We start from the raw sequence: 22,123 nt of genomic DNA, 5'->3' as shown, positions 1-22,123 counted from the left end.
CAGGCTCGGCACATGCCGGGTCCAGCTCCGACGAAACCGGCCTTGAGGGACCAGTTCCGCAGCAGGTCATCCTTGACCTGCCAGTTGGCCAACGCGGCATCAGCGCCGCGTTTCGGCCTCCAGGCGCTCGATGAAGCTGGCCAGCGGCATGCTGCCCAGGTCTTCGCCCGAACGGGTACGCACGGAAACCGCCCCGGACTCCTTCTCGCGATCTCCGACGACAAGCAGGTAGGGCACTTTCTGCAACGTATGCTCGCGGATTTTATAGCCGACCTTCTCGTTGCGCAAATCCGCCTCGACCCGGAAGCCTTTGTCGACAAGGGTTTGCGTGACCTCGCGGACGTAACCGGCCTGGGCGTCGGTGATGCTGAACACCATCGCCTGCACCGGGGCCAGCCACGGCGGCAGCAGGCCGGCGTGGTGCTCGATCAGGATGCCGATGAAGCGCTCCATCGAGCCCACGATGGCCCGGTGCAGCATCACCGGGTGCTGGCGCTGGCTGTGTTCGTCCACGTACTCGGCGCCGAGGCGCTCGGGCATCATGAAATCCACCTGCATCGTGCCGACCTGCCAGGCGCGGCCAATCGAGTCCTTCATGTGGTACTCGATCTTGGGGCCGTAGAAGGCGCCCTCGCCCGGCAGCTCCTCCCACTCGACGCCGGCGGCGCGCAGCGCGGAACGCAGCGCGGCCTCGGCCTTGTCCCACACTTCCTCGGCGCCGATGCGCTTGTCCGGACGCAGCGCGATCTTCAGCGCGATGTTGTCGAAGCCGAAGTCCGTGTAGACCTTCATCGCCTGGGCGTGGAAGGCCGTCACTTCCGGCTCGATCTGCTCGGGCGTGCAGAAGATGTGGCCGTCGTCCTGCGTGAACGCGCGCACGCGCATGATGCCGTGCAGGGCGCCGGACGGCTCGTTGCGGTGGCAGCCGCCGAATTCGCCGTAGCGGACCGGCAGGTCGCGGTAGCTGTGCAGGCCGGTGTTGAACACCTGGATGTGGCCCGGGCAGTTCATCGGCTTCAGCGCGAACGTGTGCTTCTCCGACTCGGTGAAGAACATGTTCTCCTGGTAGTTGTCCCAGTGGCCGGACTTCTTCCACAGCGACACGTCCAGTACCTGCGGGCAGCGCACTTCCTGGTAGCCGCTCTTCCTGTACACGCCGCGCATGTACTGCTCCACCTGCTGCCAGATCGCCCAGCCGCGCGGGTGCCAGAACACCATGCCCGGGCCTTCCTCCTGCTGGTGGAACAGGTCGAGCGCCTTGCCGATCTTGCGGTGGTCGCGCTTCTCGGCCTCTTCCAGCTGGTGCAGCCAGGCCTTCAGATCCTTGTCGTTCAACCACGCCGTGCCGTAGATGCGCGTCAGCATCGCGTTGTTGGAATCGCCGCGCCAATAGGCACCAGCCACCTTCATCAGCTTGAACGCGCGCAACCTGCCCGTGTTCGGCACGTGCGGGCCGCGGCACAGATCGGTGAACTCGCCCTGCGTGTAGAGCGACAGCGCCTCGTTGGCCGGGATGCTTTCGATGATCTCGGCCTTGTAGTTTTCGCCCAGCCCGCGGAAGAACGCCACCGCGTCGTCGCGCGACTTCACGCTGCGCGTCACCGGCAGCGCCTCCTTGACGATCTTTTCCATCTCCGCCTCGATCTTCGCCAGGTCGTCGGGCGTGAACGGGCGCTCGTAGGCGAAGTCGTAGTAGAAGCCGTTGTCGATCACCGGGCCGATCGTGACCTGCGCGCCCGGATACAGGCGCTGCACGGCCTGCGCCAGCAGGTGCGCGGTGGAATGGCGCAGGATTTCCAGCGCCTCCGGGCTTTTCTCGGTGACGATTTCCAGGCTGGCGTCATGGTCGATGGGGAAGCTGGCATCCACCAGCTTGCCGTCCACCTTGCCGGCGAGGGTGGCCTTGGCCAGGCCGGCGCCGATGGAGGCGGCCACGTCCTGCACGGACACGGGGTGGTCGAACGGGCGCTTGCTGCCGTCGGGTAGCGTGATTTCGATCATGGCTTGTTCCTGCTGCGACGCTTCGATACGGCGCCGCTTTTCATTTGGGAGCCCGGCCACTGCTGGCCGGTTTTGCCGCCGTCCGCCCGGATGGCGGACAAAAGCAAGGGCGCCGCAGCGCCCTTTCAACAAGGTGAGGCTCGGCGAGGTTTCAACGTGGGCGATTGGTAGTGGACATGTCGCACACTCGGCCGGCGCTTGCGCACGGGCCACCTTGGCTCTGGAAAGTTAGCGGAAACGTAGTCTAGCGCCGCACGCGCCGTCAATCGAGCCGTGATCGCAGCCGCTACAATGCCGCCCTCCCCCGCGAAGGAACCCGCCATGCGCATCCTCGTCACCGGCACCGCCGGCTTCATCGGCGCCGCGCTGGCCGAACGCCTGCTGGCACGCGGCGACGAAGTGCTGGGCATCGACAACCACAACGACTACTACGACCCGGCACTGAAGGAAGCGCGACTCGCCCGCTTCGCCAACCACGCCGGCTACGCCCATCGCCGCGCCGACCTGGCCGACGCCGCCGCGGTGAACGACGCCTTCGCCCGCTTCGAGCCGCAGCGCGTGGTGAACCTGGCCGCGCAGGCCGGCGTGCGCTATTCGCTGCAGAACCCGCAGGCCTACGTGCAGAGCAACCTGGTCGGCTTCGGCAACATCCTCGAAGCCTGCCGCCATGGCGGCGTCGGGCACCTGGTCTATGCCTCGTCCAGTTCGGTCTATGGCGACAACCGCAAGCTGCCGTTCGCGGTGGAAGACGCCGTGGACCACCCAGTGAGCCTGTACGCCGCGACGAAGAAGGCCAACGAACTGATGGCGCACAGCTACAGCCATCTCTACAGCCTGCCCACCACCGGCCTGCGCTTCTTCACCGTGTACGGGCCGTGGGGGCGGCCGGACATGTCGCCGATGCTGTTCGCCGACCGCATCAGCCGCGGCGAGGCCATCGACGTGTTCAACTTCGGCAACCACAGCCGCGACTTCACCTACGTCGACGACATCGTGGAAGGCGTGATCCGCACGCTCGACCACCCGGCCACGCCCGACCCGGCCTACGACGCGAAGTCGCCGAACCCCGGCACATCGAACGCGCCCTACCGCGTCTACAACATCGGCAACGACCAGCCGGTGCAGTTGCTGCGGTTCATCGAGCTGCTCGAGCAACACCTGGGCCGCACGGTGGAGAAGAACCTGCTGCCGATGCAGCCGGGCGACGTACCGGACACCTGGGCCGACGTTTCGGCGCTGCGGCGCGACGTGGGCTACGCGCCGGACACCTCGATCGAGGAAGGCGTGGCGCGCTTCGTGGCGTGGTACCGCGACTACTTCAAGCGCTGACCAGACAGCGACGGCCCGTGTAGGAGCGCACCCTGTGCGCGATGGCCTCGCGCTCCGATCGAAGCACAGAGCCATCGCGCACAGGGTGCGCCTACGTGGATCGAGGCTAGAAAGGCTTGGCCAGCACCAGGAAGATCACGCCCAGCAGCAACAGCACGGGCAGTTCGTTGAGCAAGCGCAGCGCCTTCGCGGATGGCAGCGCCGCGCCCCGCTCGCAGCGCTTGAGCATGCGGCCCGCCCACACGAAATAGGCCAGCAACACGGCCACCAGGGTGAGCTTGGCGTCGATCCAGTGCAGGCCCGCGGTCACGTCCGGCAACTTCGACGGGAACACCCGCCACCCTTGCCACAACGTCAGGCCGAACAGGAAGGCGATGCCGAACATGTTGTGGCCGAACCTGTACAGCCGCCGCCCCATCAGCAGCAAACGCGCCTTCACCGCGGGCTCGTCGCCGGCCTCGGCCAGGTTCACCAGGATGCGCGGCAGGTAGAACACCGTGGCCATCCAGGCGATCACGAACAGCACGTGGAAGCTCTTGACCCACAGGTAGACCATCGCAGCACCCCGGCAAAAAGAAAGGCGCGGGGCAGAGTCCGCGCCGCTGCATGGTATCCGGTGGACGGCACAGGATCGAATTCGTGCCGGGCCCCGGCCAATCGCCCGGCTCCGGCGTGCATCGCCTCGCGCCCGGCATCACGCCGCCTCCTTGCGATCGCCGACTTCCCGAACACCGCGATGTAACCAACAAGGCAGGCCATTCGAATAAGCAGTGACCAGCGCGCGCGGTCATTGGTGGCGATTTGTCGCGGCAACGCCTGTTGCCGCATACCCATGCCCATAACGAGGAATGACCATGAAAAAGACGATCCTTGGATCGGCCCTGCTTGGATTGATGGTGGCGGGAACCGTCAACGCGCAGGCCACCGCCCGCTGGAACAATGGCGACCTGGTGGTGACGTCATCGAACACGGCCAACAACGAACTGCTTGTCTACGACACCCGCGGCATGCTGGTCGAACAGTCCCCGACCGGGGGATCGGGCGGGGTCGCCGGCAATGCCGGCGGCATCGCGCAGGATCGTGACCGCCTCGCCGTGGTCAATTTCGGGTCGGGCAACGTCTCGGTCTTCCGGAAGGGCGGAGCCGGCATTCCGCTGCAACTGGAGAAGCTCGTCCCAGCCATCAACAACCCGGTCAGCGTGGCCTTCGGCCACGATCATCTCTACATCCTGACCGCCACCTACATCGAATCGCACCCGATCACCCGGGATGGCGTGAGCTCCATCGCCGACGGCAAGGCGAGGCTGGCCGTTGCCGACGGCTCCGCCGCCCAGGTGGGCGTCATCGGCGGACAGCTCGTCATCAGCGAAAAGAGCAATGCCATCGAAACGGTCGACCTCGCAGGCCGGGGCAGCGTGTCGGGCACGGCCAGGCTGGTGGCGAACATTCCCGCCAACGTCAATGCACCCTTCGGGCTTGCCACACGTGGCAACGATGCCTACGTCACCATCGCCCACGCGAACGAGATCAGCCTCGTGCGCGACGATGCGGTGCTGACGGTCACCGGCTCCGGCACCCAGATGGCACCCTGCTGGGTCACCCTGGACGGGCCGTTCCTGTTCTCGTCCAACTCGCCCAGCCACTCCGTGTCCCGCTACCTCGTGTACGGCCGCAAGATCGTCCAGGACGCAGCGGTGGTGGCATCGTTCGATGGCGCCCCGACCGACATCGCCTACCGCGACGGCCTCGCCGCGGTCATCGACGGCACCGGATCGGCCTCGCACGTCTCCATCTTCGGCGTGGACGGCGATGGGAACTTCAATCTTGAAAGCGTCGTCACCATCGACAGCGGCAGCACCAACGGCGTGGCGATCGTGCGGGGCGACGGCGGCTTCGGCCACTGACCGACCGACGCCCCGGGCCCCGTGGGACGACGCGGGGCCTGCCTAGGCCCGGAAACGACAACGGCGCGTGCCCGAAGGCCGCGCCGTTGCCGGATTCGAATTGGTGGGCGGTACAAGGATCGAACTTGTGACCCCTACCATGTCAAGGTAGTGCTCTACCGCTGAGCTAACCGCCCGGTTCGCACGGCTACAGGCCGCGCGAGCCGCGCAGTATAGGCGACTCCATGCTCCGCGACAAGCTCAACGCAGGGCCCGCTCGCGCAACTGGTGGATCTGGTCGCGCAACTGGGCGGCCGCCTCGAACTCCAGGTTCTGGGCGTGCTTGTACATCTGCGCCTCCAGCTTCTTGATGGCGGCGGCGGCCTTGGCCGGATCCATCGCCTCGTAGTTCGCCGGCGACTCGGCCACGGCGCGCGCCTTGGCCTTGCCGCCACGGCTTCGCGGCGACTCGCTGCGCGCGCCCTCCATGATGTCGGCGATACGGCGCTCCACCGTCTTCGGCGTGATGCCATGCGCCTCGTTGTATACCAGCTGCTTCTCGCGGCGGCGCGCGGTCTCGTCCATCGCCGCCTGCATCGAACGCGTCACTTCGTCGGCGTAGAGGATGGCCTTGCCGCGCACGTTGCGGGCGGCGCGGCCGATGGTCTGGATCAGCGAGCCGGTGGAGCGCAGGAAGCCTTCCTTGTCGGCATCGAGCACCGCCACCAGCGACACCTCGGGCATGTCCAGGCCCTCGCGCAGCAGGTTGATGCCCACCAGCACGTCGAATTCGCCCAGGCGCAGGTCGCGGATGATCTCGCTGCGCTCCACCGTCTCGATGTCCGAGTGCAGGTAGCGCACCTTCACGCCGTGTTCGGAGAGGTATTCGGTGAGGTTCTCGGCCATGCGCTTGGTCAGCGTGGTGACCAGCACGCGGTCGCCCATCGCGATGCGCTTGTTCGCCTCGCCGAGCAGGTCGTCCACCTGGGTGCGCACCGGGCGCACTTCCACCTCGGGATCGACCAGGCCGGTGGGGCGCACCACCAGTTCGACGATGGCGTCGCCGGATTTCTGCAGCTCGTACTCGCGCGGCGTGGCGGAGACGTAGATCGCGCGCGGCACCCGCGCTTCCCATTCCTCGAAGCGCAACGGGCGGTTGTCCAGCGCGGACGGCAGGCGGAAGCCGAATTCCACCAGGGTTTCCTTGCGCGAACGGTCGCCCTTGTACATCGCGCCGACCTGCGGCACGGTGACGTGCGACTCGTCCACCACCAGCAGGCCGTCCGCCGGCAGGTAATCGAACAGCGTGGGCGGCGGCTCGCCCGGCGCGCGGCGGGAAAGGTGGCGCGAGTAGTTCTCGATGCCCTGGCAGTAACCCACCTCGGCCATCATCTCCACGTCGTAGCGGGTGCGCTGGTCCAGCCGCTGCGCCTCGACCAGCTTGTTGTCGCGGTACAGCACTTCCAGCCGGTCCTTCAATTCGTCCTTGATCGTGTCGATGGCGTTGAGCACGCTCTCGCGCGTGGAGGCGTAATGCGTGCGCGGATAGACCGTGTAGCGCGGCACCTTGCGCACGGTTTCGCCGGTGAGCGGGTCGAACAGCGAAAGCCCTTCCACCTCGCCGTCGAACAGTTCGATGCGCAACGCTTCGGTTTCCGATTCGGCAGGGAACACGTCGATGATCTCGCCGCGCACGCGATAGGTGCCGCGGCGCAGCTCCATCTCGTTGCGGCTGTACTGCAGCTCGGTGAGCTGGCGGATCAGCTGGCGCTGCTCGATGCGCTCGCCCTTGGCCAGGATCAGGCGCAGCGACAGGTAGTCCTCGGGATTGCCCAGGCCGTAGATCGCCGACACCGTGGCCACGATGATCGCGTCGCGCCGCGACAGCAGCGCCTTGGTGGCGGCCAGCCGCATCTGCTCGATATGGTCGTTGATCGAGGCGTCCTTCTCGATGAAGGTGTCGGACGCCACCACGTAGGCTTCCGGCTGGTAGTAGTCGTAGTAGCTGACGAAGTACTCCACCGCGTTGTTCGGGAAGAACTCGCGGAACTCGCCGTACAACTGCGCCGCCAGCGTCTTGTTCGGCGCCATCACGATGGTGGGCCGCTGCACCTGCTGGATCACGTTGGCGATGGTGTAGGTCTTGCCCGAACCGGTGACGCCGAGCAGGGTCTGCGCGGCCAGGCCCGCCTCGAAGCCTTCGCTGAGGCGACGGATCGCCTCGGGCTGGTCGCCGGCGGGCTGGTAGGGCGCGACGAGTTCGAATCTATCGGTCATGGCTGGCGAGATGCGGGCAGATGCCGGCATTTTAAATCGTCGCTGCTGACATCCCTTGTCAGCAGCGTCCGACGCTTCGCCCCGCCGGTAGACGGCAGGCCACCCGAACACGCCTCCCTAGCATGGCCTTCCCGCCCATGCAGGAGCGCGCCATGGCGATGCGACCGGCTGACAACCAGAGCGGCATCACGCTTGTCGAACAGATCATGGTCGTGGCCATCCTCGGCGTGCTCGCGGCCATGGCCTTGCCACCGCTGGCCCGATTGCTCCAGCGCGACCGGGTCCGGGTCGCGCAGACGGATTTCATCGCCGCCTTGCAACACGCGCGCGGCATCGCCATCACCACCGGCAGGCCCACCCTGTTCTGCCCCAGCCGCAACGGCGCGCAGTGCAGCAGTGAAACGCGCTGGGAGTCCGGCTGGCTGATCGGCCACGACCGGGACCGCGACGGCCAGCCCGACGCAAGCCCGTTGCGCACCCAGTCCGGCTATGCCGGCATCACCATCCTCGGCGACAGCGGCCGTCCCCTGGTGCGCTTCCGCGGCGACGGCAGCGCCAGCGGCACGACCAACACCCTGCGCTTCTGCAGCCGCAGCGAACCCGGACAGGTATTGCTGGTGGTGATCTCCAACACCGGCCGCATTCGCGGCGCCCCCGCCAGCATGGAGGACGCCACCAGTTGCACCGCAGCGCAGTGATCCGGACTGGCGGGCCGCATGCTTGACAGCCCGCGATCCGATCGACAAACTACGCAGCTCCCGCCCGAATAGCTCAGCCGGTTAGAGCACTTGACTGTTAATCAGGGGGTCGTTGGTTCGAGTCCAACTTCGGGCGCCAGATTCATGAAAAGGCCGGCAGCGATGCCGGCCTTTTTGCATGCAATCCCCGACGTCGCCGTCAGCCGGTGATCACGCGATAGCACGGCACGTAGGCCGCGCCACCAGGCAGCTTCATGCGGTGCTGTTCCACGAAGGCCTGCAGCAGCTTGTCCAGCGCCTGCATGATGTCGCGGTCGCCGTCGATGTCGAACGGGCCGTTCTGCTCGATCGCCTGCACGCCCTCCTCCTTCACGTTGCCGGCCACGATGCCGGAGAACGCGCGACGCAGGTCGGCCGCCAGCTCGTGCAGCGGTCGGCCATGGTGGAGCTGCAGGCCGCGCATCGCCTCGTGGGTGGGGCGGAACGGGGTCTGGAACTCCAGCGGGATGCGCAGCGCCCAGTTGAAGAAGAACGCGTCCTTGGTGTCGAGGCGGTTGTTGCGCACCTTGTCGATGCCCTTGGCCATCGCCTTCGCCACCGCGGCCGGATCGTCCACGATGATCTGGTAGTGCGCGGCCACCGCATCGCCCAGCGCGAGGCGGAGGAACTTGTCGATCTGCTCGAAATACGCAGCCGACTGCCCCGGCCCGGTGAGGATCAGCGGGAACGGCGTGCCCGCGTTTTCCGGGTGCAGCAGGATGCCGAGCAGGTAGAGGATCTCCTCCGCCGTGCCCACGCCGCCGGGGAACACGATGATGCCGTGGCCCATGCGGACGAAGGCTTCGAGGCGCTTCTCGATGTCCGGCATGATGACCAGCTGGTTGACGATGGGGTTCGGCGACTCGGCCGCGATGATGCCCGGCTCGGTGATGCCGATGTAGCGGTTGTTGCGGTGCCGCTGCTTGGCGTGCGCGATGGTGGCGCCCTTCATCGGCCCCTTCATCGCGCCGGGGCCGCAGCCGGTGCAGATGTCCATGCCGCGCAGGCCCAGCTGGTAGCCCACCGCCTTGGTGTACTCGTACTCGTCGCGCGAGATCGAGTGGCCGCCCCAGCACACCACCAGGTTGGGGTCGATGTTCGGCTTGAGGATGCGCGCGTTGCGCAGGATCTCGAACACCGCCTGGGTCAACGCATCGGAGGGCCCGAGGTCGCTGCCGGGCTGTTCCAGCTGCGTGGACACGTACACGATGTCGCGCACCACCGCCACCAGCAGCTCGTTGATGCCGCGGATGATCTGGCCGTCCACGAAGGCCTGTGCCGGCGCCTTGGTCAACTCGATCTTGATGCCACGGTCCTGCTGCAGCACCTGGATGTCGAAGTCCGGATACTGCTCGAGGATCGCCCGCGGATCGTCGCTGATCGCGCCCGAGGTCAGCACCGCCAGCGCGCAGCGGCGCAGCAGGCCGTGCAGGCCCGAGTCGCTGGCGCCGCGCAGGCGCGCGACCTCGTGGCGGGAAAGAATGTCCAGGCCGCCAGCGGGCGAAATACGCGCGCTCACGGTGGCGTTGCGGCCGGCAGCACCGGCACCTGCATCGTTCATCGGTATCTCCATGCCACTGTCCCGCGGGCACATGCCCACGCGGATGCGGCGACCGGGAAGCTTCCCGCCTAGGCCGCGGCGCAGTCAAGACAGACGAGCCGCGTGATTCGCGCCATGACAGGACGCCTGGATCGCCACCGCATGCCCATGGATCGCCCGCGCAGCGGCGTACGGGAATGCACATCATGAAAAAGCCGGCGCCCTCGCGGGCGCCGGCTTCCGAGGACACGCCGGGGCGCGCTCAGAACGTGTAACGAACCGTCAACATCGCCGACCAGCGCGACACCACATTGGTCTTGGTGTAGGTGCCGGCGTCGTACACCGTGTACTGCTCCGGCTGGTAATTGCCGGCCTTGTCCGTGTACAGCTTGTAGATGTACTTGCCGTCGGCGCCCACGCCGGCATAGTCGGCGAGGTTGCGCGTCTGGTAGAAGCCCAGGTCGTGTTCCTGCCCCCAGCGCTTGTTGACCAGGTTCAGCACGTTGTAGACATCCAGGCGGACTTCGCCCTTGTTGCCCTTGAAGATGCCCGGGACCTCCTGGCGGAAGCTCATGTCCAGATCGTTGACCCAGGCGGCCGTGGCCGCGTTGCGCTGGGCGATCTGGCCCTGGTGCTTGCTCAGGTACTTGTCGCTGTGGATGTAGCTGTAGAACTGCTGGATCTGCGTGGCGGTGGCCGGCTGGCCGTTCGGCTGGATCAGGGTCACTTCGCCGTTGCGCGGGATGTAGACCAGGTCGGTGCCGTTGCCGAAGCCGTCGCCATTGGCGTCGTTGCCGAAGGTCCAGCTGTACGGCTGGCCGGTATGGCCGTCGTAGAACGCACTGATGCTGGTGACGTAGTCGCCGAAGAAGCGGTGCTGCCACGTGACCGACGCATTGACGCGCTGGCGCACCGCGCGGTTGGAACGCGCCACCGTCTCGTCGTTCGGGTTCACCCAGGCGTTGTTGGACAGGTTCGAGCTGGCTTGGCTGGAAGTACCGGGGTTCACCTCGGTGGAATCGCCGAAGGTCACGCCCAGGCTGCCGAACCAGTTGTCGGAGAACGGCTTCTTCAACGACAGGGTCAGCGCTTCGGCATGACCCTTGTGGGTGTTGGTGAGGTAGGTGGAGTTGTAGGTGAAGCTCTTGCTCGCGTTGGCTCGCGCATCGGCGCTGGCGCCGGCCTCGCCCGGCGTCTTCCAGTACTGCTCGCGGCCATCGGGCATGGTGCCGGTGGGCGAACCGAGGTTGAGCATCTGGTACCAGATGCCGTTGCGCACCTTGACGTACTGGTACTCGGCCGAGAACACGGTGCCCCACCACGGCAGCTCGCGATCGAACGCCAGGCTGTACTTCCACACGGAAGGCAGCTTGAAGTTGCGGTCGATGGTGTCCACGCTCATCGAGCTGCTCGACGGCGGCGGCAGGCTCTGGCCGAACGGATCCGGGCTGAACACCGGCAGGCTGTTGCCTTGCCCCGGCTGCAGGCCGTAGTCGTTGTACACCTGGTACACGGTGGTGGTGATGCCGTTGTTCTGGAACGGGTTGGTCATCCACACCGTCGGCGGGTTGGACTGGAACAGGCCGAAACCGCCGCGCAGCTGCATCATGCGCTCGCCGTCGAAGGCGTAGTTGAACGACACGCGCGGCTCGACGATGCGCAGGCCGTCGATGGTGCTGTCGTTGCGCAGCGGGGTGACGTTGCTGCCCGGCTGGTAATTGACCACGATCTGGCCGTCCGGATCGACACCGAAGGTCTTGCTCACCACCGGGTTGTAAGCCGGGCGATCGCCCGTGTTGGCCTGGTCGATGCGCATGCCGTACTGCAGCGACAGGTTGTTGTTCACCTGCCATGTGTCCTGCAGGAACAGGCTGGTCTGGCGCAACGTCCACTTCGCCGCCACGTCGCCGAGCGTATAGCCCGGCGAAGGCTGGTAGATGTTGTACGAGTCGTAGATGCCCTTCTCGAAGTTGTCGATGCCGAAGAAGGTATAGGCGCCGAACTCGGTGCGGCCGAACAGGTTGTAGATCTTGTTCTGCTGGAAATCGATGCCGCCCTTCACGGTGTGGTCGCCCAGGTACAGGGTGGCCGCCTCGAACAGGTTCCAGGTCTTGATGTTCAGCACGTTGTAGTGGCTGTACTGGTCCTCGCCCAGGTCGACATACGGCGTGGAGCCGGTCTGCTTGCCCGTCGTCGCGTTCTGGCTGAAGCCGACGTCCACGTACACCTGCGGCTGCTGGTCGGCCACGGTGCGGATCTGCGAGAACTGGCGGTAACCGAGCTTGGTCTCGGTGGAGAAGATGTCGCTCCAGTCGTCGAACAGCTGCAGCACCATGTTCTTGGTGTCGCTGTTCTTGGTGTACCAGTAGCTGGTCAGGCCGATCGCGTTGCTGGAATTGCCCTGCACGATGGGCTGGGTTTCCTTGGTGCGCTGGTAGCTGAAGCTGGCGCGGTGGTCGTTGGTGATGTTCCAGTCCAGCTTGACCAGGTAGCGCTGGTCACCCAGGTCCACGTTGCCGCCGCTGAAGTTGCCGGGCTTCAGGCCCAGCGCCTTGGCGGCGTTGATGATGCGCTGCAGGTCGCCCGGCGACACCTTGTTCGAGGTGGAGGGGCCGTTGCCGAGGGTGGAGTCGAGGCCGTTGGCCGAGTCGGCGCCCAGGCCGATGGTCTTCTCCTTCTCGTAGTTGACGAAGAAGAACAGCTTGTCCTGCACGATGGGGCCGCCCAGCGTGGCGCCGGCGGTCCAGTCGCGCTTGTAGCCGGCGTAGTCGTAACCCGGCTGGTCCTTGTTCAACCAGCCGGCCGTGCCGACCAGCTTGTCGGCGTTGCGGTAGGCGTAATACACCGAGCCGTGGAAGTCGTTGGTGCCGCTCTTGGTGACCGCATTGATGTTGGCGCCCACGGTATCGGAGGCCACGTCGAAGTTCGCCGTCGAGATGTTGTACTCCTCGATGGTGTCGGCCGAGATCGGCGAGCCGATGTAGGGCATGCCATTGGAGTTCAGGCCGAACGGATCGCCCACGCCGGCGCCGTCCACGGTGATCGCGTTGTAGCGGTTGTTCATGCCCATCGTGGAGATCGCGCCTTCGCCGCGATCGGAGATCGACACGCGCGGATCGAGGCGGGCGATGTCGGCGATCGAACGGCCCGGCGAGGGTGCGGCCTGCAACTCGCGCTGCGAGACATTGGTGGACATGCCCTTGTTGTCCGGCGTGAAGGTCTGCGCCAGCGCGCTGGCCGACACGGTGACCCCGCCGAGTTCCTTCGCCATCCTGGCCTGCTCGGTGCCCATCGTCAGGTTGACCGCGGTGTCCTGCGCCAGCTGCAGGTACACGTTCTTCTGCTCGCCCTGGGCCATGCCGGCCTTGGACACGGTGACGTCGAACGGGCCACCCACGCGCAGGCCCTGCGCCGAATAGCGGCCGTTGGCATCGGTGGTGGCGATCTTGGTGGTACCGGACGGCTCGTGCACGATCTGCACGGTGGCGCCCGCGATCGGCTGGCCATTGCCGTCGAGCACACGGCCGCTGATCGAGGACGAAGTGTCCTGCGCCAGCACCGGCGAGGAAGCCAGCAGCGTGGCAATGGCCACCGACAGCAATTTGGCACGATTGGTGTGTTTCATAGAGACATCGACCCCCAGGGCGGTTCGCAACAAACAACGGAATCAGGGCAACAGGCCGGACCATCTGCCGCCCTTGTCGCGCCGGGCGTGGCGGTGGTTCTTCTGGTGTTCCCTGGAATGAAGCGGCCGGGCCAAGCTGCCTTGGCCACGCCCGCGACGCAAAAAGTTACGCGAATGGTATTACAGATTCGTAACAATTTGCCCTTGTCGCGATTTGCTGCAGCCCGGACGGGGCGATGCCGACAACAAAAAAGCCGGCACCCGAAGGTGCCGGCCTTGAAATCCCGCGCCGTGCCAGCCGCGGGCCGATGGTCGCCGTATCAGTTGAACGAGGCGCCGAAGGTGATCATGTAGGTACGCGGCTGCAGCAGGCCGTAGTAAGGCGTGCTGGCGTAATAGCCGGCCGCGTACAGGGCCTTGCCCGAGGCCGCCAGCAGCGGTGCGCTGCCCACGTAGCTGTACGCCTCCTTGTTGGTGAGGTTGTAGGCGTTGACCTTGATGTACGGCTTGAAGCCGCCGTAGTTGTCGAACTTGTAGCCCGCACCGAGGCTGTAGGTGGTGAAACCACCCACCCGCTCGGTATTGAGGTAGTCGCCGTACAGCGAGCTGGTGGCGCGAGCATTCAGGTTGGCCCAGAGGTGCCCGTCGTCATAGCCCAGCGACAGGTTGCCCATGTTGCGCGGCGTATCCGGCATGGTCTTGCCGTTGGTCGGATAGGGGGCGCCGTCGGTGCTGTTGTCGCCACCGGCGTTGATCGCGCCCTCGATGAGGGACTGGGTATAGGTGTAGGAGCCGTACAGTTTCCAGTGCTCGGCGAACTTCCAGCTGGCCTCTCCGTTGAAGCCGCGCATGTTCATGTGCGGGATCGCGGTGTAGTACGAGACGCTGCAGCTGCTGCCGCCCGCCGGGACGAAGCAGGCCGACTCCTGCTTGTTGAAGTAGTTGCTGTGATAGATGTCCGCGCTGGCCGACACGGCATCACCGTAGAAACGCCAGCCGAGGTCGGTGTTCCACGAGGTCTCGGGCTTGTTGACGGCCGCATTGTCGACGACCGCGCCGCCCGGGGCCGCCGCCGCCAGGATGCCGAAGATCGCCGCCGTGTTCGTCGGCACACGGAAGGTCTCGCCGCTGCCGATGTAGAACTGGTTCTGGTCGTTCAGCTGGTACTTGATACCTGCCATCGGCAGGAACTTGTGCCAGTTGTTGCTGAAGGACTGCGACGCGCCGGGGGCCGGCGTCTGCGTGGTGGAACCGGGATAGTCGACCGCGCTGCCGGTACGGTCGGCGTACAGGTAGCTGAGGCCGGCCTGCAGGGTCCACTGGTCGTTCGGCGTCCAGGTGTCGGTGACGAAGCCCTTCTTCAGCTCGGTGATGGTGTATTCGTCGTAGTAGATCTGCGACTGGCCATCCGGATAGGTCAGCCAGCTCGAGGTGCCCCACATGTTGGCCGGCGCGCCGGTCTCGGGATTCACCAGCCCGTAGGTGTCGTTCTGGCTCTTGCGCGAGCGCTCGTACCAGAAGCCGTATTCCAGGCTGTTGTCGAGGCCGAAGTCCTGGTTGAAGCGCGCCACCACGCCCGGGCGGTAGGTGGTCGCCATGCTGAAGGAGTACACCACGCCCTGGGAACCGTTCACCACGCTGCCGTCGCCATTGAGGTCAACGTTGGCGTAGAGGTACTTGTTGATGAGCGAGGTGCTCTCGGTGGCGGTCTGGCCCGCGCCGCCGCCGCCGCTGCCGTACCAGAAGTACGGGATCACCGACAGGTGCAGGCTGTCGGCCAGCTTGAACTCGCCGTCCATGCTGTACATCCAGCTTTGGTAAGGCTGGGTGGCCAGGCCCTGGTAGTACTTGTCCGTCGACACCGCATTCTTCAACGCCGTGCCGGTCAGGCCGGTCAGCGGAATCCAGGAGGTGTTGTAGTTGTAGTCGTAACCATACTGCGCGACGTTCTGCTTGCTGACGGTGTCGTACTGGTAGTTGCTCTGGCGGCTGTACTGCAGCGAGGCGCTGATCGAGTTGTCGTCGTCGATCGTCCAGATCGACTTGCCGTCGACCTTGGAAACCTTCAGCGTGCCATTGCCGCGCCAGAAGTCGGCGGAATTGTCGGAATAGGAGATCCACGAACGCACCGGGCCGAGATCGCCGGTGTTCAGGCGCACGAAGGTGCGGTGATAGTCATTGGTACCGAGGGTTTCCGTGATGTCCACACCACCCTCGTGCGGCGGATCGATGGTGGCCCAGCCGATGTGGCCGCCGCTGGCGCCGGAATCGGGCATGTCCACATCCGGGATGCCCTGCAGCACCGTGATGTCGCCCATGTTCTCGCTGTCGCCGTACTCGGTGCCGTACACCGAATAGCTGCCGGTGTCGGTGATCGGCGCACCGTTCACGGTCATGCCGATGTCGGACGAGTCGTAGCCGCGCATGCTGTAGTGGCCGTTGGCCAGGCCGGTGGCGTCGTCGGTGGCGGAGTTGACGCCCGGGATGGAGCCGATCATCTGCGTGAAGTTGCTGCCCGGGCTGGCCTGCTCGATGGCTTCGCGGGTGATCGTGGACACGGCCTTCGGGGCAGTCTGCACCGACATCAGGCCACCGCCCAGCGACAGCGACTGCGCCGTCACCTGCACCGTGCTCAGCTGCTTGGCGCTGCGCTTGGTGTCGTTCGCGGTGGTGGTGTTGGAGGTGCTCGACGCATTGACGCGCTGACCCTGAGTGGCCGCGGCGGATTGCCCGCTGGCGTCCTGCGCCAGCGTCACCGACGACACCAGGCCAAGGGACAGCGCGATCGCGGCAGACAGATAGACTCGTTTCATGTGTGTACCTCTGGAGTGCAAATTCAGATTGAAGCGGATAGTGGTCGATTCGCGGCAGCTGACAAATGCGACAATCGCAAGAAAAAACGAAAACTCAGGGCACAAAAAAGCCCGGCCTCCGTTAGAGCCGAGCCAGTGAATCCGGGTTTCGGATTATTTTGCGATGCCGATTGAGTTGCGTCGTCCCGCCGTCGAAACCCTGCGTATTGTTTCTGGCTTATTTTACAGCATTTTTACACCGTCGCCAGCTTTTCCATCCGCCAGCGAATGGCGCGAACGCCGTCAAAGCGACAGATGCAGGAAAGCCGCCACCCCGGCCAGGAACATCTGCACCGACAGGGCGATCAGCAGCATGCCCATGACACGTTCCAGCGCGGTCAGCACGCTCTCGCCCAGCCAGCGGAACAGGTAGGTGGAAAACAGCAGGATGATCGCGGTGGCCGACCAGGCGCCGACCAGCGCAACAGCCCATTCCGCGGTGCGCCCCGGCTGGGTGTTGGTGAGCAGCAGCAGCGCGGCCATCGCCGAGGGCCCGGCCACGCCGGGTATCGCCATCGGCACGATGAAGGGCTCGCCGCCGCTGGACTTGCCGAAGATGCCGCCGCCATCCGCCGGCGGGAACACCATGCGGATGCCGATCAGGAACAGCACGATGCCGCCGGCGATGCTGATCGAATCCGGCTTGAGCTGCAGCAGGCTCAGCAGGTGCTGGCCGCCGACCAGGAAGCCCAGCAGCACGCCCAGCGCGATCAGCAGTTCGCGCACCATCACGCGGCGGCGGCGCTTGGGCGGCACGTCCTTGAGCAGGCTGAGGAACAGCGGGATGTTGCCCAGCGGATCCATGATGAGGAACAGCATGATCGCCGCCGACAAGGTGGTCATCTGCGCTTCCATCAGTGCTCCTCCCGCAGGTCGAGCACATGGCCGCGCGCGGGCAGGCCCTGCGCGCCGAGCAGCCAGACCACGGCCTCCGCCGTGGCATCCGGCAGCGGATGCCGCAGGGTGTCCTCGCCGAAGTAGGCCTGCCGGCGCAGCCGGGTGCGCATCGGCGCGGGCAGCAGGGCATGCACGCGCAGCGGGCTTTCGTCGACCTCTTCATGCAGCACGGCGGCGAAGCGCTCCAGCGCCGCCTTCGAGGCGCCATAGGCGCCCCAGTGCGCACGCGCCAGCCGCTGCGGATCGTCCAGCACGAACACCACCGCGCTGTCGGCCGCTTCCTGCAGCAGCGGCAGGCAGGCCTGGGTGAGCGCGAACGGGGCGTTGACGTTGACGTGCATCGCGCGCAACCAGTCGTCCGGCTTGTGCATGGCGACCGGCGTGAGCCCGGCGAAGCTGGCCGCGCAGTGCGCGATGCCGTCCAGGCGGCCGAAGTCGTGGCGCAGGCCGTCGGCCAGCGCGACGTATTCGCGCGGCGTGGCGGTCTCCATGTCCAGCGGATGGATCACCGGTTCGGCCAGGCCTTCGGCCAGCATGGCGTCGTACAACTGTTCCAGCTGGCGCTTGCGCTTGCCGCTGACGACGACGGTGGCGCCGGCGCGTGCGGCCGCGCGCGCCACCGCGCCGCCGAGGCCGCCATAGGCGCCGGTGACCAGCACCACGCGACCGGCCAGTGTGTCGCTGGCGGGCGTCCAGCCCGCGGGGAACCGCGCAGTCGGCAACGTCATTCGCGCCCGGCTCCGCTCACGTCGCCGGCCATGCGCGCCAGCTCGCCGGACGCCTCGAGATCGACGACGATGTCACAGCCGCCGATCAGTTCACCCTCGATGAACAGCTGCGGGAAGGTCGGCCAGTTCGCGTAGTGCGGCAGCGCGGAGCGGATTTCCGGGTCGGCCAGCACGTTCACCGCATGGAACGGTGCGCCGGCCTGCTGCAATGCCTGCGCGGCACGGCTGGAGAAGCCGCACATCGGGAATTCCGGCGTGCCCTTCATGAAGAGCACGATGGGATGCGCAGCGAGCAGCGACTTGATTCGCTCGTTTACGTCCATAGGTCGGGTGTTCGTCTTTACAATGCGGACAGACCGGTATTGTATCAGTCGACCATCGGCGGCCACCGGCCGTCGCGATCCCTATCCCCAGCCACCGTCAAGGAGCCACTCATGGCGATCGAACTTCCCGCCCTGCCCTACGAAAAGAACGCGCTCGAACCGCACATCTCCGCCGAGACGCTGGAATTCCACTACGGCAAGCACCACCAGGCCTACGTGACCAACCTCAACAACCTGATCGCCGGCACCGAGTTCGAGGGCGCCGCGCTGGAAGACATCATCCGGAAGTCCTCCGGCGGCGTGTTCAACAACGCCGCGCAGGTCTGGAACCACACCTTCTACTGGCACTCGCTGAGCCCGAAGGGCGGCAAGGAGCCCACCGGCAAGCTGGCCGACGCGATCGACAAGGCGTTCGGTTCGTTCGAGAAGTTCAAGGAGGAGTTCAGCAAGTCCGCCGTCGGCAACTTCGGCTCGGGCTGGACCTGGCTGGTGCAGCGCCCGGACGGCACGCTGGGCATCGTCAACACCTCCAACGCGGCCACGCCGATCACCGGCAGCGACAAGCCGCTGCTCACCGTGGACGTGTGGGAACACGCCTACTACATCGACTACCGCAACGCCCGCCCGAAGTACCTCGAGGCGTTCTGGAACCTGGTCAACTGGGAATTCGCGGCGAAGAACCTCGCCTGATTTGCCTGGCGCGCCACCCCAAGGCGGGGCCCTCGCGGCTCCGCCTTTTTCGTGCCTGCCCGCCGGCCCCCGGCTCGCTGCGTTCAGCCGCAATCGCTACAATGCGGCGGTTTGCCCCACACAATCCGGAGATCCCATGAGCGACCAGCCCAAGTACCGCCGCATCCTGCTCAAGCTCTCCGGCGAGGCGCTGATGGGCGAGGCCGATTACGGCATCGATCCCAACGTGATCGGCCGGCTGGCCAACGAGATCATCGAGGTCAACAAGGCCGGCGTGAACATCGGCGTGGTGATCGGCGGCGGCAACATCTTCCGCGGCGCGGGCCTCGCCGCCGCCGGCATGGATCGCGTCACGGGCGACCACATGGGCATGCTGGCCACCGTGATGAACGCGCTGGCGATGGCCGACGCCATCGAGAAGCGCGGCGGCTACGCCCGCGTGATGAGCGCGATCCAGATCCACGACGTGGCCGAGGACTTCATCCGCCGCCGCGCAATCCGCCACATCGAGAAGGGCCGCATCGCGCTGTTCGCCGCCGGCACCGGCAACCCGTTCTTCACCACCGACTCGGCCGCCGCCCTGCGCGCGGTGGAGATCGGCGCCGACCTGCTGCTCAAGGCCACCAAGGTGGACGGCGTGTACACCGCCGACCCGGCCAAGCACCCCGAGGCCACCCGCTACGACCAGCTCAGCTACGACGAGGTGATCCAGCGCAACCTGCAGGTGATGGACACCGCCGCCATCGCGCTGTGCCGCGACCACCGCATGCCGCTGCGCATCTACGACATGACCGTGCCGGGCAACCTGCTGCGCATCATGCAGGGCGAGCCGGTGGGCACCCTGGTGCACAACTGAGGCGCGCCCGAGCCATCGACCCGCGCTGCTATACTCGGCGGCTAGCCAGATCTTCCGGGAAACGCCCATGATCAACGACATCAAGACCGATGCCCAGACCCGCATGGGCAAGAGCATCGACGCGCTCAGGCACGAGCTCACCCGCCTGCGCACCGGCCGCGCCAGCACCGCGCTGGTGGACGGCATCCGCGTGCCGGCCTACGGCTCGGAAATGCCGTTGAACCAGGTGGCCACGGTGGCGCTGGGCGACGCCCGCTCCATCGTCATCACGCCGTTCGACAAGACCCTGGTCGGCCCGGTCGAGAAGGCCATCCTGGGCTCGGACATCGGCGTCACCCCGACCACCGCCGGCACCGTGATCCGCCTCAACCTGCCGCCGCTCACCGAGGAGCGTCGCCGCGAGCTGGCCAAGCACGTGTCGCACGAGGGCGAGAACGCGAAGATCGCGATCCGCAACGTGCGCCGCGACGCCATGCAGAAGGTGAAGGACCTGCTCAAGGACAAGCAGATCAGCGAGGACGAGGAGCGCCGCGCCGACGACGAGATCCAGAAGCTCACCGACCGCTTCGTGAAGGACGTGGACGGCGTGGTGAAGGCCAAGGAAGAAGAATTGATGTCCATGTGATGCGTGCTGCGGCAAAACCGCACGCCGCGCATTCCCCCTCTCTCCTCCGGGGAGAGGGCCAGGGTGAGGGGCCAAGCTTGCGACACCCTCGCAATTCAAGCTCGCTCTGATGCAGCATCACCGCGAGCACCCGCCCCTCATCCGCCCCTCCGGGGCACCTTCTCCCCGCAGGGGAGAAGGAGACAAAAGCCCCTCCCGCCGATGACCAAGACTCCCGCCCGTCCCCGCCACATCGCCATCGTGATGGATGGCAACGGCCGCTGGGCCAAGGCACGCCATCGCCCGCGCAGCTTCGGCCACAACGCCGGCCGCAAGGCGGTGCGCGAGGTGGTGGAAGGCTGCCTGCGCGAAGGCGTCGAGGCGCTCACCCTGTTCGCCTTCTCCAGCGAGAACTGGCGGCGCCCCGAGGAGGAAGTCGGCGCGCTGATGGCCTTGTTCGTGCGTGCGCTGGACAAGGAAACCGACGAACTGCATGCGCAGGGCGTGCGGATGCGCTTCACCGGCGACCTCGCCGCCTTCGACGAGCCGCTGCGCGAGCGCATGCAGGCGGCGATGGCGCGCACCACCGGCAACCACAAGCTGCATCTCAACATCGCGGTGAACTACGGCGGCCGCTGGGACATCGTGCAGGCCGCGCGCGACGCCGCGGCCGCGGTGGCGCGCGGCGAGCTGCGCGCCGAGGCCATCGACGAGGCCGAACTGGGCCGCCGCATGTGCCTGGCCGGGCTGCCGCCGCTGGACCTGTTCATCCGCACCGGTGGCGAGTGCCGGCTCAGCAACTTCCTGTTGTGGCAGGCGGCCTATGCCGAACTGCATTTCACCGATACCCTGTGGCCTGACTTCGACCAGGCCAGCCTGCACCAGGCGATCGAGGACTACGGCCGGCGCGAACGCCGCTACGGCCGCACCGGCGATCAGGTCGCCACGGACAAGGGGTAAGCATGTTGCAACAGCGCGTCCTCACCGCCTTGCTGCTCGCGCCGCTGGCGATCGCCATCATCCTGCTGCTGCCCACGCCATGGATCGCCCTGGTGGCCGCGGCGGTGTTCCTCGGCGCGATGGAGGAATGGACCCGTCTCGCCAACGTGCAGCAGCCGGCCCTGCGCACGGCCGTGCTGGTGGCCGCCGCCTTGCTGTTCGCCCTGCTGTGGACGGCGCATCCCGGCGTGTCGACGTCGTTGCTGCTGGCGCTGGGCGTGGCGTGGTGGCTGGTGGCCTGCCTGTGGCTGCGGCATTTCGCCTTCGGCGCCGCCCCCACGCCGGAAAACCGCACGCTGAAGCTCGTGGCCGGCGCCTTCGTGATGTTCCCCGCGTGGATCGCGCTGATCGCGCTGCACGGCCGCGAACCGCATGGCCACTGGTGGCTGCTGCTGGCGCTGGTGATCGTGTGGGCCGCCGACATCGGCGCGTATTTCAGCGGGCGCACCTTCGGCAGGCGCAAGCTGGCGCCGCAGATCAGCCCCGGCAAGACCTGGGCCGGCGCGTACGGCGCGCTGGTCGCCGGCGTGCTGGTGGCGCTGGCCGGCGGCTGGTTGCTGGGCGTGCGCGGCGCGGCGCTGCTCGGCCTCGGTGTGCTGGCTGTGCTGACAGTCGCCCTCTCCATCGTGGGCGACCTGCTGGAGAGCCTGATGAAGCGCCATGCCGGCATCAAGGACTCGGGCACCATCTTCCCCGGCCACGGCGGCCTGCTGGACCGGCTGGACAGCGTGTTCGCGGCGTTGCCGGTGTTCGCGCTCGGCCTGCAGTTGCTGGGTCCGTGA

Annotated in this window: 17 protein-coding genes and 2 tRNA genes; 9 read left to right on the top strand and 10 right to left on the bottom strand. The window is 66.4% G+C overall.

The features are described from left to right. Positions 1 to 99: 99 nt before the first annotated feature. Positions 100 to 2,001, bottom strand: coding sequence for a threonine--tRNA ligase (gene thrS, locus IHE47_RS02930; protein ID WP_192104057.1), 1,902 nt, complete (start codon positions 1,999 to 2,001; stop codon positions 100 to 102). Positions 2,002 to 2,322: 321 nt separating this feature from the next. Here thrS and IHE47_RS02925 point away from each other — a divergent pair, with 321 nt between their 5' ends. Beyond that, positions 2,323 to 3,330, top strand: coding sequence for an NAD-dependent epimerase (locus tag IHE47_RS02925; RefSeq protein ID WP_192104055.1), 1,008 nt, complete (start codon positions 2,323 to 2,325; stop codon positions 3,328 to 3,330). Positions 3,331 to 3,436: 106 nt separating this feature from the next. On the opposite strand, the gene IHE47_RS02920 is transcribed toward IHE47_RS02925, so the two are convergent. Beyond that, positions 3,437 to 3,886 (bottom strand): CopD family protein, encoded by a 450-nt coding sequence (locus tag IHE47_RS02920; RefSeq protein ID WP_192104053.1) that lies wholly within the window; start codon positions 3,884 to 3,886, stop codon positions 3,437 to 3,439. Positions 3,887 to 4,184: 298 nt separating this feature from the next. Between IHE47_RS02920 and IHE47_RS02915 the strand changes: the two genes are divergently transcribed. After that, positions 4,185 to 5,234, top strand: a complete 1,050-nt coding sequence (locus IHE47_RS02915) for a hypothetical protein (protein WP_192104051.1) — start codon at positions 4,185 to 4,187, stop codon at positions 5,232 to 5,234. A 101-nt stretch (positions 5,235 to 5,335) separates the two neighbouring features. Here the strand turns inward: IHE47_RS02915 and IHE47_RS02910 are convergent. Both IHE47_RS02910 and uvrB read right to left on the bottom strand, forming a co-directional pair. Then, positions 5,336 to 5,410, bottom strand: a tRNA-Val gene (locus IHE47_RS02910). Between the two features lie 64 nt (positions 5,411 to 5,474). Then, complete coding sequence (gene uvrB, locus IHE47_RS02905) at positions 5,475 to 7,490, bottom strand: excinuclease ABC subunit UvrB (protein ID WP_192104049.1); 2,016 nt, start codon at positions 7,488 to 7,490, stop codon at positions 5,475 to 5,477. A gap of 152 nt (positions 7,491 to 7,642) precedes the next feature. On the opposite strand from uvrB, the gene IHE47_RS02900 reads away from it, so the two are divergent. Both IHE47_RS02900 and IHE47_RS02895 read left to right on the top strand, forming a co-directional pair. Beyond that, a complete protein-coding gene (locus IHE47_RS02900; RefSeq protein WP_225561581.1) occupies positions 7,643 to 8,188 on the top strand; it encodes a GspH/FimT family pseudopilin in 546 nt (181 codons plus the stop codon). Between the two features lie 62 nt (positions 8,189 to 8,250). Next, positions 8,251 to 8,327: transfer RNA gene (locus IHE47_RS02895), tRNA-Asn, on the top strand. 60 nt (positions 8,328 to 8,387) lie between these two features. Here the strand turns inward: IHE47_RS02895 and ppnN are convergent. The 6 genes from ppnN to grxD all read right to left on the bottom strand — a co-directional run bounded on the left by ppnN (position 8,388) and on the right by grxD (position 18,192). Further along, positions 8,388 to 9,788, bottom strand: a complete 1,401-nt coding sequence (ppnN, locus tag IHE47_RS02890) for a nucleotide 5'-monophosphate nucleosidase PpnN (protein ID WP_192104047.1) — start codon at positions 9,786 to 9,788, stop codon at positions 8,388 to 8,390. 241 nt (positions 9,789 to 10,029) lie between these two features. Beyond that, positions 10,030 to 13,392, bottom strand: coding sequence for a TonB-dependent receptor (locus IHE47_RS02885; protein WP_192104045.1), 3,363 nt, complete (start codon positions 13,390 to 13,392; stop codon positions 10,030 to 10,032). A 320-nt stretch (positions 13,393 to 13,712) separates the two neighbouring features. Further along, on the bottom strand, positions 13,713 to 16,205 hold the full coding sequence (locus tag IHE47_RS02880; protein ID WP_192104043.1) for a TonB-dependent receptor: 2,493 nt from the start codon (positions 16,203 to 16,205) through the stop codon (positions 13,713 to 13,715). Between the two features lie 282 nt (positions 16,206 to 16,487). Beyond that, positions 16,488 to 17,087, bottom strand: coding sequence for a YhgN family NAAT transporter (locus tag IHE47_RS02875; RefSeq protein ID WP_192104144.1), 600 nt, complete (start codon positions 17,085 to 17,087; stop codon positions 16,488 to 16,490). Between the two features lie 11 nt (positions 17,088 to 17,098). Continuing rightward, positions 17,099 to 17,869 carry an SDR family NAD(P)-dependent oxidoreductase gene (locus IHE47_RS02870; protein ID WP_192104041.1) on the bottom strand — a complete coding sequence of 257 codons (771 nt, stop codon included), beginning with the start codon at positions 17,867 to 17,869 and terminating at the stop codon, positions 17,099 to 17,101. Continuing rightward, on the bottom strand, positions 17,866 to 18,192 hold the full coding sequence (grxD, locus tag IHE47_RS02865; RefSeq protein WP_192104142.1) for a Grx4 family monothiol glutaredoxin: 327 nt from the start codon (positions 18,190 to 18,192) through the stop codon (positions 17,866 to 17,868). Before grxD ends, IHE47_RS02870 begins: the two co-directional genes overlap by 4 nt. A gap of 111 nt (positions 18,193 to 18,303) precedes the next feature. Between grxD and sodB the strand changes: the two genes are divergently transcribed. From sodB to IHE47_RS02840, 5 genes are all read left to right on the top strand, one after another. After that, entirely contained in the window at positions 18,304 to 18,882 is a 579-nt protein-coding gene (gene sodB, locus IHE47_RS02860; RefSeq protein WP_192104039.1) for a superoxide dismutase [Fe], read from the top strand. 136 nt (positions 18,883 to 19,018) lie between these two features. Further along, positions 19,019 to 19,738 (top strand): UMP kinase, encoded by a 720-nt coding sequence (gene pyrH, locus IHE47_RS02855; RefSeq protein ID WP_192104037.1) that lies wholly within the window; start codon positions 19,019 to 19,021, stop codon positions 19,736 to 19,738. 67 nt (positions 19,739 to 19,805) lie between these two features. Continuing rightward, complete coding sequence (frr, locus tag IHE47_RS02850; RefSeq protein WP_192104035.1) at positions 19,806 to 20,363, top strand: ribosome recycling factor; 558 nt, start codon at positions 19,806 to 19,808, stop codon at positions 20,361 to 20,363. 201 nt (positions 20,364 to 20,564) lie between these two features. After that, positions 20,565 to 21,302 carry a polyprenyl diphosphate synthase gene (gene uppS / locus IHE47_RS02845; RefSeq protein ID WP_192104033.1) on the top strand — a complete coding sequence of 246 codons (738 nt, stop codon included), beginning with the start codon at positions 20,565 to 20,567 and terminating at the stop codon, positions 21,300 to 21,302. Positions 21,303 to 21,304: 2 nt separating this feature from the next. Beyond that, positions 21,305 to 22,123, top strand: a complete 819-nt coding sequence (locus IHE47_RS02840; protein WP_192104031.1) for a phosphatidate cytidylyltransferase — start codon at positions 21,305 to 21,307, stop codon at positions 22,121 to 22,123.

It is taken from the genome of Rhodanobacter sp. DHB23, assembly GCF_014842975.1.
In the GTDB taxonomy this organism is placed as follows: Bacteria; Pseudomonadota; Gammaproteobacteria; order Xanthomonadales; family Rhodanobacteraceae; genus Rhodanobacter_A.
Note: the sequence above shows the minus strand (reverse complement) of the source record. Positions and strands in the feature narration are given on the sequence as shown.